Annotated in this window: 8 protein-coding genes; 4 read left to right on the plus strand and 4 right to left on the minus strand. The window is 68.7% G+C overall.

The genetic code is table 11. The features are described from left to right. Window positions 1-677: 677 nt before the first annotated feature. From ACTJJK_RS21415 to ACTJJK_RS21430, 4 genes are read right to left on the minus strand one after another with little or no spacing between them, the layout of a single operon-like run. Entirely contained in the window at window positions 678-1271 is a 594-nt protein-coding gene (locus tag ACTJJK_RS21415; protein ID WP_031373508.1) for a class I SAM-dependent methyltransferase, read from the minus strand. 58 nt (window positions 1272-1329) lie between these two features. Beyond that, entirely contained in the window at window positions 1330-3642 is a 2313-nt protein-coding gene (rlmKL, locus tag ACTJJK_RS21420) for a bifunctional 23S rRNA (guanine(2069)-N(7))-methyltransferase RlmK/23S rRNA (guanine(2445)-N(2))-methyltransferase RlmL (protein WP_036149439.1), read from the minus strand. 12 nt (window positions 3643-3654) lie between these two features. Next, window positions 3655-4185, minus strand: a complete 531-nt coding sequence (locus ACTJJK_RS21425) for an alpha/beta hydrolase (protein WP_031373509.1) — start codon at window positions 4183-4185, stop codon at window positions 3655-3657. A gap of 21 nt (window positions 4186-4206) precedes the next feature. Continuing rightward, window positions 4207-4746, minus strand: a complete 540-nt coding sequence (locus ACTJJK_RS21430) for an MOSC domain-containing protein (RefSeq protein ID WP_051885291.1) — start codon at window positions 4744-4746, stop codon at window positions 4207-4209. Between the two features lie 39 nt (window positions 4747-4785). Between ACTJJK_RS21430 and ACTJJK_RS21435 the strand changes: the two genes are divergently transcribed. The 4 genes from ACTJJK_RS21435 to ACTJJK_RS21450 all read left to right on the plus strand — a co-directional run bounded on the left by ACTJJK_RS21435 (window position 4786) and on the right by ACTJJK_RS21450 (window position 8790). Further along, window positions 4786-5346 (plus strand): N-acetylmuramoyl-L-alanine amidase, encoded by a 561-nt coding sequence (locus tag ACTJJK_RS21435; protein WP_031373511.1) that lies wholly within the window; start codon window positions 4786-4788, stop codon window positions 5344-5346. A 195-nt stretch (window positions 5347-5541) separates the two neighbouring features. After that, window positions 5542-6897, plus strand: a complete 1356-nt coding sequence (locus tag ACTJJK_RS21440) for a TolB family protein (RefSeq protein ID WP_223621636.1) — start codon at window positions 5542-5544, stop codon at window positions 6895-6897. Between the two features lie 101 nt (window positions 6898-6998). Then, entirely contained in the window at window positions 6999-7937 is a 939-nt protein-coding gene (gene tesB, locus ACTJJK_RS21445; RefSeq protein ID WP_440731208.1) for an acyl-CoA thioesterase II, read from the plus strand. Between the two features lies 1 nt (window position 7938). Continuing rightward, window positions 7939-8790: a hypothetical protein gene (locus tag ACTJJK_RS21450; RefSeq protein WP_051885292.1), complete on the plus strand. Its 852-nt coding sequence runs from the start codon at window positions 7939-7941 to the stop codon at window positions 8788-8790. The last annotated feature ends 37 nt before the right edge of the window (window positions 8791-8827 follow it).

Below are 8827 nucleotides of genomic sequence, written 5' to 3' on the forward strand. Positions count from 1 at the left end.
ACGCGGGGATTTTTCATACGGGACATCCTTGTCCCGATGAAAAACGGCGCGCATCCCTGCGCGCCGCCCTCCGGGTCTTCTCGTGCCTTTGCGAGTGCTCGGCTGCGCACAGCAACAGCAGCCCTGCATCTACGACGGTTCAAGGGGTAGGAGCGGCACAAGCCGCGACCGCGAATCTACGGCTGCCAGCGCGGGCGATCGTGGTTGCGCGGTCGCGGCTTGCGCCGCTCCTACCCTAAGAGCATGGCAACCGTTGCCGTTGCCGTATGAGCTTGGCGCGATGCCGAACTCGCGAGAACACCTGAAGACCCGGAGGGCGGCGCACAGGACGTGCGCCGTTTTTCGATAAGACAGGGACGTCTTATCGAAAAATCCCGGCGCCGGCATCGCACTCGTGGCCTGTGCCCTTGCAAGGAGAGCCCTTTTCTTTGGTTACCTTTGACCGAAGGGAATCCAGACGGACTTTTGGGCTTAGCAAAAGAAAGTAACCCGGCCGCGTCAGCGGACGGAAGCTTTAGATCTTGATGTTGCTTCACCGCTCTGCGGCATCAAACGCCGCAACAGTAAGCAACGCGGTCGCGGCTTACGCCGCTCCTACAGAGGCTACGGCCAGAAAACGCCGCGAAGTCGTGGCGGCGCGGTCGCGGCTCGCGCCGCTCCTACCCCGGATCTACCGCTCAGCCCCGGATACGCGAGTACACGAACACCGTCGCAGGCGGCACGTTGCGCAGCACGAAGTCGCCGCGACGCACCTGCAGGGACAGCGCGCGGGCGACCGCATCGGCCACCGGCGCGGCCGGGCCGTAGGTGAACTGCACGAACACGCCGTCGTCCTTGAGACAGGCGAACGCCGCCTTGAGAATGTCGCGCTGCAGCGGGTGCGGCATCGTCAACAAGCCGAGCCCCGACACGATCGCATCGGCCGGCCCCTGTTCGAGGTAACCGTGCCCGCGCGCGAGCTGCGGCAGCTCGCGCGCATCGCCCAGCAGCACCGGCACACGCGGGAAGCGCAGATGCAGATGCGCGTGCAACTCTTCGTTGAGTTCCAGCACCAGCAGGTCTTCGTCGCGAATGCCGGCCTCGAGCAAGGCGCGGGTGATCGCGCCGGTGCCGCCGCCGAGCTCGATCACGCGGGTGACGTCGTCGGGCAGCTCGGCGATCATCGCCGCGGCCAGTTCGGCGCTGGACGGCGCCACCGCGGCCACGCGCAGCGGGTTCTTGAGCCACTGGCGGAAAAACGTCCAGGCACCTACTTTGCGATGCGGCTTCATGGCTGGAACTCCACAGCGGAGCGTCCGCCTGTTGCGATCAGGACCACCGACAACCGCATCAACGCGGTTCCACTCGCCAGCACCGATGGATGCGCGCATCGCGGGCGAAATCGGCCGGAATGGTCTCGGCGCTGATTTCTTCGCACTGCGCGAACTGGGCGACGGCCTCGGTGTCGAGGCGGAAGCGGCGGAAGTTGTTGGAAAAATACAGCACGCCGTTATCGGCCAGGCGCGCGACGGCGGCGCGCAGCAGGCGCACGTGTTCGCGCTGGATGTCGAAGTCGTCGGCGCGCGCGGAATTGGAGAACGTCGGCGGGTCGCAGAAGATCAGGTCGAAGCGGCTGCGGTCGGCTTCCAGCCAGGCCAGCGCATCGGCCTGCACCAGGCGGTGCTGGGCCCCGCCCATGCCGTTCTCGCGCAGGTTGTCGGCGCACCACTGCAGATAGGTCGCCGACAGGTCGACCGTGGTGGTTTCGTTGGCGCCGCCGACCGCGGCCTGCACGGTCGCCGCGCCGGTGTAGCCGAACAGATTGAGGAAACGGCGGCCGCGCGCCTCGGCGGCGATGCGCAAGCGCATCGGACGATGATCGAGGAACAGGCCGGTGTCGAGATAGTCGAACGGGTTCACGCGCAGGCGCGCGGCGCCCTCGCGCACGACCAGCACTTCGCCGCGCTGGTCGAGTTGACCGTACTTGCTGCCGCCCTTGCCGCGGCTGCGGGTCTTCAGCGCCACGCGTTCGCGCGGCACTGCGAACACTTCGCGCGCGGCGGCGAACAACTCGTTGCGGCGGCGACGCTGGTCGGCCTCGGGAATATCCGCCGGCGCGGCGTATTCCTGGATGTGCAGATAGGTGCGCGGCTCGGCTTCGTCGCTGGCGTAGACGTCGATCGCCGCCGAGTACTCGGGCAGGTCGGCGTCGTAGGCACGGAAACAGGTGATCCCCTCGCGCTCGCGCCAGGACTTGAGCTTGCGCAGGTTCTTGCGCAGCCGGTTGGCGACCATCTGGGCGCCTTCCGACAAAGGCTGCGGCGCGGCGTCCTCGGCCTTGGCGCGCTGTTCGGCATGGCCGACGCGGGCGATCGGGTCGCAGACGATCAGCGCGCATTCGATCGCGCCGTTGAAGATCTGGTACTTCTTGCCCGCACGCAGACCGGTGGCCTGGGCCAGCGCGGCGTCGCCGCACAACAGGCTCGCGCGCCAGCTCGGCACCAGGCGCTTGAGCGCCTCGCCGAGTGCGCGGTACAGCGCGGGGTCGGCGGCCAGGCGCGCGTCGTAGGGCGGGTTGCAGACGACCAGTCCAACTGGGGTGGCAGAGTACGCAACCGCCGCAGCGGTTTCATCGAAGCCACGCTCCTGCCCGGCCCCGCTTTTCTCGATACCCAAAGTCTCATCGCGATGCAGCCCCGGATCCCCGCCTTCGCGGGGATGACGCTCGGCAGGCTGCGCAGGCGCTTGCGCCAAGGACAACGACTGCAGGGATTCTACCGCGGCCACGTTCCATGCGATCACGCCGGCGAGTTCGGCCATGACCTCGTTGTCGCGCGCCGAGCGGATCGCATGCGGGTCGACGTCGCTGCCGGCGAAGGCCGGACGCAGGGCGGCGCGGCCGGCGGCTTCGCGCGTGCGCGCGTCGTCGCACAGCGCGCGCCAGCCGGCGAAGTCGAAACCGCGCCAGCGCGTCGGCGGCAAGGCGCCATGGCGCAGCAGGCCCGGCGCGACGTCGGCGGCCATGAGCGCGCCTTCGATCAGCAAGGTGCCGCTGCCGCACATCGGGTCGAACAGGCTGCCGCCCTGGGCGTAGACCTTCGGCCAGCCGCCGCGCAGCAACACCGCCGCGGCCAGATTTTCCTTGAGCGGCGCCTCGCCCTGCTTCTGGCGCCAACCGCGCCGATGCAGGGAGCCGCCGCCGAGATCGATCGATAGGATGCCGCGCCCCTTGCGCAGGACGAAATTCAGGCGCAGGTCGGGGGCGTCGGTGTCGACGTCGGGGCGCGCGCCGGTTTGCGCACGCATCACGTCGACCACCGCGTCCTTGATCCGCTGCGCGGCGTAACGCGCATGGGTGATGGCTTCGCCGGAGACGTGCGCATCGACCGCGAGCGTGTGCACGCTCTCCATGTGCTCCGGCCACGGCACTGCGGCGACGCCGGCATACAAGGCGTGCTCATCGGGGCAGTCGAATTCGGCGATCGGCCACAGCACCCGGCTGGCCAGGCGCGACCACAGCACCGCGCGCTGCGCATCGGCCAAGTCGCCTTCGACGTTGACGCCGGCGGTCGCGGCAGTCGCGCGCTGGCAGCCCAGCGCGATCAATTCGTCGGCGAGCAGGTATTCCAGGCCCTTGCCGCAGCTTGCGTAAAACTTACTCATGGTGGTGCTTACTCAGATTCGTTCGAGCAGACGCGCGAAGGCTTCCGCACTGCCTTCGACGTGCGCCGAAAGCCGGTGGCTGTCGTCGACCAGCAGCAGGCGCGCACGGCGCGGCTGGGCCCAGGCGACGACGTCGGCGGCGGGGATCAATTCGTCGTCCCAGCCGTGGATGATGCTGATCGGTACATCGGCGGCCTGCATCGGTTCGGCGTGGCCCATGCGGATCGGCGGCGCCATCAGAAACAGGCCGGCCGGCTTCACCTGCATCGACACCCATCCGGAGATGTAGGCGCCGAGGCTGGAGCCGGCCAACAGCACCGGGCCGCGCGCGGCCGCGGCGCGGGTCAGGGCGAGCAGGCGCTGCATGCGCGCCGGCACGTCGCCGAGTTCGCTGACCTCACGATTGGCGTCGAGGTCGGTGTAGTCCGGGCGTTCGTGGGTCCAGCCGTAACGCGCCGCGACCTCGGCCAGGGCGGTGACCTTGGTCGCGTCGGGGCCGCTTTCGAAGCCATGGGAAAGGATGCAGTGTCCGGAAGTCGCCATGCGCTCAGATCGTGGTGAGAATCAAACCGCGTCGCCGTCGACGGCGGAGACCGGCGTTTCGCTATCGGCCAGCGCGATCAACGCATCGCCGCGCCGGATCGTGCCGCCTTCGAGAATGCGCGCGCACAGGCCGCCGTGGCCGCGCATCGCATTGAAACCGCCGGGACCGAGCGCGGCTTCCATCATCGAGCACGGATCGCAGGACTCGGTGCCTTCGAGCAAAACCTCGCCGATGCGGAAGCGCCGCCCCTTGAGGGCGATCAACGGCAACCCGGAAACCACGATGTTGCGGCGCAAGCGCGCCGGTTCGACCGCGTCCAGCCCGGCCAGGGCCGCGATCACCGGCAGGTGCTCGGCCTGGATCAGGGTGATGCCGCGCTCGCCGCTGCTGCCCTTGTAGCGATCGCCGGCCAGACCGGCGCCGGCCTGGGCCAGGACTTCGTCGAGCGCCTGCATCGCGGTGCCCCGCGCAGGGCGGATCCCGATCCATTCCACGCGGCCCGGACGCGGCAGCGTGGCCATGAGTTTTCCTAGCGCGGAGTCGGCGGGCGGCAGGGTCATGGGGGCTCCGTGTGAGGGCGAATGGTAGCATCCGCCCTCATGCCGCCCCTGAACCTCGTCCTCGCCCCCCTGCCTTACGAAGCGCGGTTGCAGGCGCGCGACCCCGCGACGATCGATCTGGTGGTGATCCACTGCACCGAGCTGCCGGACCTGGCGACCGCGCGCGAGTACGGCGAACGCGTGCTCTACCCGCAATCCGGCACCGGCAACAGCGGCCACTACTACATCGACCGCGACGGCGCCGTCTCGCGCTACGTTGCGCCGGAGCGCATCGCCCACCACACCCGCGGTTACAACGAACGTTCGATCGGCATCGAGCTGGTCAACACCGGGCGTTATCCGAACTGGCTGGATTCGCGCCGCCAGGCCATGGACGAGGCCTATACGCCGCAGCAGATCGAGGCCTTGCAGGCTTTGCTGGCGGCACTGCGCGCGCAACTGCCCTCGCTGCGCCTGATCGCCGGACACGAAGACCTGGACACGACCGAGGTCGAGGCCAGCGACGACCCGACGCGCCAGGTGCGCCGCAAACTCGACCCCGGCCCGCGTTTCCCGTGGCCGCGAGTGCTCGACGCCTGTGGGCTGCAACGGCTGCCTTGAGCCCCTGAGCCGCAGCGCCGGCCCACATAGATCCGGCAGAGGAACGAGCCGCCAATCGCAACCGTAGCGACGCGTTCTTGCTCTACTGTCATGTGCCGACGGGACCCGCTGCTCGGCACGGCCCGCGCGGCTCCCTGCCGGCTCGTCCGGCCCGGCGGCGACGCGCTCACCTCCAAGGATCAAGGAAACCTCTGCATGTCACGTTCAACCATGCTCGCTGTGGCGACCGCGGTCGCCTTCGCCCTGCCCGTCGCACCGGCGTTCGCCCAAGCCGAGCTGAAACTGCTCAGCCACGCTTACCAGCAGCCCAACAACGCGCTCGGTGCCGACCACCCGCAGCTCAGCGCCGACGGCAACTGGGCGATCTTCAGTTCCGGTGCCTCCGGCTTCGTGGCGCCGGGTGGCGACGGTTTCTTCGGCCACGACGTATTCGTCTACGACATCGCCTGCCGGCGCACCGAACTGGTCAGCACCACCTGGGACGGTCAACCGCCCAACGGCGCATCCGGCGGCTCCAACGGCCGTTCGGCGCTCAGCGGCGACGGCCGTTATGCCGCTTTCATCTCCGAGGCGGACAACCTCGACCAGGCGAACGACAGCGGCGACATTGCCCACAATGTCTCCGACTTGTATCTGGTCGACCGCCAAGTCGCGGTCGGCCATCCGGCCAGGGTCCGCTGGGTCACCAAGCCGCGCGCCAACGGCACCGGCGGAACCAGCGGCTATCCCTCCTTCAGCGCCGACGGCCGCTACCTCGCGTTCGAGTCCAATGCCAGGAACCTGGTGCCTCACGCCGCCTCGATAACCAATGTCTACGTCTACGACATCCAGCTCGACCAGATGGTCCTGGTCAGCCGCGACCGCAATCGCAATCCGGTCATCGCCCAGTATCCGAGGATCAGCGCCGACGGCCGCCACGTCGTGTTCCGCAGCAGCGCGGCCGACATGGTCGCCGACCCGGAAGTTCCAGCAGGTACTTCGCACGTCTATCTGCGCGATCTCCGCGCCGGGACCAATCAGCTGATCGACCGCAGCAACAGCGGCGCGGTCGCCGACATGGGCGTCGGCGACGATTATTTCTCGCTCAGCGGCGATGGCCGCTTCGTCGCCTTCCGCAGCGCCGCGCCCAACCTGACCGGCAATACTGCGCCCCTCCTGACCCAGCAAGTGTTCGTGCGCGATACGCACAACCTGACGCTGAGCATGATCACCCGTAACCCGAATAACGCGCCCGCACCGCACAGCAGCCGCTGGCCGGCGCTCAGCGACGACGGCCGCTACCTCGCTTATAGCTCGCCAGCGCCGGGCCCGAGCGTCTGGGGCGGCATCTACCGCCGCGAACTCGGCAACGGCGCCACCAAGCTCCTGTCGCCGCACCGAATCACCGGCGCGCCGGAGGACGGCACGTTCACCGCGATCAGCGCCGACGGACTGCGCGTGGCCTTCCTGTCCGGCTCGGGCAACTTGATCGCAGGCGTGTCCGGCTTCGGGGTCTATCTCTCCGACGCCCGCCCGAGCGCGCCGCCGTCGGCCTGCTCAAAGGCTAGATGACCCCGAAGGGCCCGGCAGCGGGCCCTTCGTTTTAGCGCCTGCCCGAGCCTGCGCCGGCCCTCCGCTATACTGCCGGCCTCGTTTTTCGCAGGCCCGGCCGCATGAGTTCCCCCGTTTCCGAACTGATCGAACTGCTGTCGCTGGAACGGCTGGAAGACAATCTGTTCCGCGGCCAGAGCCGCGACATCGGCACCAAGTACGTGTTCGGCGGGCAGGTGCTCGGCCAGGCGCTGTCGGCCGCGCAGGCCACCCTCGACAGCGCCCGCGATGCGCATTCGCTGCACGCCTATTTCCTCAAGGCCGGCGACATCGAAGCGCCGATCGTCTACCAGGCCGACCGCACCCGCGACGGCGGCAGTTTCTCGGTGCGCCGCGTCACCGCGATCCAGCACGGCCAGCCGATCTTTTTCCTCGCCGCTTCGTTTCAGGAAGCGCAGGAAGGCGGCGAGCATCAGCTGTCGATGCCGGAAGTGCCCAAGCCCGAAGACATAGACCCGGCACCGGCGGTGCCGGCCGAAGTCATGGCGACCCTGCCCACCAAGGTCCAGCGCTGGTTGTCGCGACAAGGGCCGTTCGAGTTCCGTCACGTCTATCCGCGCGACGAGCTCAACCCGCCCAAGCGCCCGCCGTATCAGCAAGTCTGGTTCCGCCTGAGCGAACCGGTCGGCGACGCGCCGGAGCTGCATCGCGCCCTGCTCGCCTACGCCTCGGATTTCCATCTGCTGGGCACCGCGACCTTTCCGCACGGCATCAGCTATTACCAGCCGAACGTGCAGATGGCCTCGCTCGATCACGCGCTGTGGTTCCACCGCCCGTTCCGCGCCGACGACTGGCTGCTGTATTCGATCGACAGCCCCAGCGCGCAGGGCGCGCGCGGCCTGGCGCGCGGCCAGATCTTCGATCGCCACGGCCGCCTGGTCGCGAGCAGCGCGCAGGAGGGCCTGATCCGCGTGGTAGCGGATCAGAACAAGGATGCGCGCGTGGCAGCGGATCGGAACAACGACGCCGCCGCAGCCCCCAACGTACCGGCGAAGGACTGACATGAGACAGGTTTTCAGCAGTCCGCGTCTGGAAAACGTCGAAGGCGTGGCGCAGTTGTTGCGCGACGCGGGCATCGAAGTGCGCGTCACCAACGACCGTTCCTACAAGGGCAATCGCCGCTCCAGTTTCAAGTACAGCGAACCGGGCGCCGAGCGTCCCGCGGTGTGGGTGGTGCGCTCCAGCGATCAGCTGCGCGCGCGCGACCTGCTGCGCGAAGCCGGGCTGATCGACAGCACCCGCGCCGAGGAGCCCAGCCACGCGCCGTTCCGTTTCGAGTCGCGCATCGACCAGACCCGCACGCCCGGGCAGAAACGCGCCTTCCGCATCAAGGTCGGCCTGCTGCTGTGTATCGCCATCGTGCTCGGCCTGGCGATGATCCATAACCTGCGCAACCGCCCGGCCGCCGCGCCGCCGGTGGACGCGGCCGAAGTCGCGCTGCAGAAACACAAGTTCGACGGCAGCGTCGCCGCGGTGCCCGACGCGCTCGCCGCCGCGGTGTTCGCCCAGCAACTGGCCGAGGCCGACCAGCCGACCCAATGCCTGCGCGTCGACCGCCGCGACGCCCCGCGCAAACTGCTGACCGCCCTCGCCCGCCCGGGCCTGCGCCTGCTGCCGATGAGCCAGTGCGTGGAGATCGCCGACGAGGACCAGGGCAGCCGCGCCCGCGACGGTAAGCCTGCCGAGTTGATCCAGGTCCACGCCTTCCGGCCCAACAGCGTCGACGGCGGCACCATCGAGTACACCGCTTATCACCACCGCCTGGCGGCGGTTTACAAGACCCTGGAGGTCAAGCGGGTCGCCGGCAAGTGGACCGTGGTGAAGGTGCTCAAGACCGTCCGCGCGATGGGCTGAGGCGGCTCCGGCCGCCCCGCCCGGCACCGAACCGCGG

The sequence above is a fragment of the Lysobacter sp. 22409 genome, from assembly GCF_052045105.1.
Classification (GTDB): domain Bacteria; phylum Pseudomonadota; class Gammaproteobacteria; order Xanthomonadales; family Xanthomonadaceae; genus Lysobacter; species Lysobacter antibioticus_B.

What these genes read in the sequence shown, in the direction of transcription:
- ACTJJK_RS21415 (WP_031373508.1), bottom strand. Translation starts at nt 1,271, where the DNA reads ATGAAGCCGCATCGCAAAGTAGGTGCCTGGACGTTTTTCCGCCAGTGG.
- rlmKL (WP_036149439.1), bottom strand. Translation starts at nt 3,642, where the DNA reads ATGAGTAAGTTTTACGCAAGCTGCGGCAAGGGCCTGGAATACCTGCTC.
- ACTJJK_RS21425 (WP_031373509.1), bottom strand. Translation starts at nt 4,185, where the DNA reads ATGGCGACTTCCGGACACTGCATCCTTTCCCATGGCTTCGAAAGCGGC.
- ACTJJK_RS21430 (WP_051885291.1), bottom strand. Translation starts at nt 4,746, where the DNA reads ATGACCCTGCCGCCCGCCGACTCCGCGCTAGGAAAACTCATGGCCACG.
- ACTJJK_RS21435 (WP_031373511.1), top strand. Translation starts at nt 4,786, where the DNA reads ATGCCGCCCCTGAACCTCGTCCTCGCCCCCCTGCCTTACGAAGCGCGG.
- ACTJJK_RS21440 (WP_223621636.1), top strand. Translation starts at nt 5,542, where the DNA reads ATGTCACGTTCAACCATGCTCGCTGTGGCGACCGCGGTCGCCTTCGCC.
- tesB (WP_440731208.1), top strand. Translation starts at nt 6,999, where the DNA reads ATGAGTTCCCCCGTTTCCGAACTGATCGAACTGCTGTCGCTGGAACGG.
- ACTJJK_RS21450 (WP_051885292.1), top strand. Translation starts at nt 7,939, where the DNA reads ATGAGACAGGTTTTCAGCAGTCCGCGTCTGGAAAACGTCGAAGGCGTG.